At 43.7% G+C, this 888-nt stretch carries 1 protein-coding gene and 1 pseudogene; both read right to left on the minus strand.

The window, feature by feature from the left end:
* Nucleotides 1-85 precede the first annotated feature (85 nt).
* Nucleotides 86-241, minus strand: coding sequence for a hypothetical protein (locus KQP79_RS25820; protein ID WP_165601821.1), 156 nt, complete (start codon nt 239-241; stop codon nt 86-88).
* Between the two features lie 466 nt (nt 242-707).
* A pseudogene (locus KQP79_RS25825) lies at nt 708-888 on the minus strand (hypothetical protein); the annotation flags it as partial.

Genomic DNA, 888 nt, shown 5'->3' on the forward strand with positions numbered 1-888 from the left:
CTGCTAAATCCATAATGCTTCATTTTTATACATAGCAAAAATATAAGAATGAAAAAAGGCCGACAAGATAGAATCGCGGAGACGCTTACTTGTAGATATAATCTCCGCAACGCACCAACAAGGCATCCATGCCATAGTAGATGCGCTTCATGCCTTTGATGCTTCCGCTCTTGTGAAAGTTGGGGAAACGGCTGATATTGCACTGCTTTCCTTGTTCTTTGCTCAATCTTCTTGTCCTCATATCGTTTAATGTTTGAATGTTCAACTTGTTTTTAACTTCGTTGAAGAAACTCACACTCAGCATAGTGAATATATTCCCTCTACGTTCGCATAACCGTTTCTTTCTTCCCTCCTTTTGAAGCCTTTCGGCTCCGCTTGCCGGGAACAGATTTTTCGTGCATCAAAAGACTGCGGAATGAGGGCGATAAGGCAAGGAAACAGACAGAGGAGTTAATGAAATACCCAAATCTTTGATTTGCGGAAAGCTGTCGTTCAGTCCTCTGCCTGTTAGCATGGCGGTACTTGACCATTCGCCCGGGCAGTAACTTTGCAAAGAAAAATGGGCATCGGCAAGTGGACCTGATAAAGCGAATAGAAAAAAATGTATATAAAAGGGAGAGAGCTTATCCGTCACGGACAAGCCCCCTCGCTTAAAATTTATCAATGAAAAAAAGTTTTAGTGCTCTTGTTCGGAGCTGTATGTCTGGCTATAGATACAACATAATTCTGGTATGGCGGTTCGCCTCATTGGGCGAGTAATCGTCAATGCCGCCATCGAAAATCTGAGAGATGGTGCCACTTTCCATACCACGTTTCATCAGTTCCTCTGCAATGAATCTGGCACGGGAACGGCTGAGGTTATCATTGATGGCTTCACTGCCTGTGGCA

Origin of the sequence: Bacteroides sp. DH3716P (assembly GCF_025914115.1) — a bacterium.
In the GTDB taxonomy this organism is placed as follows: Bacteria; Bacteroidota; Bacteroidia; order Bacteroidales; family Bacteroidaceae; genus Bacteroides; species Bacteroides ovatus.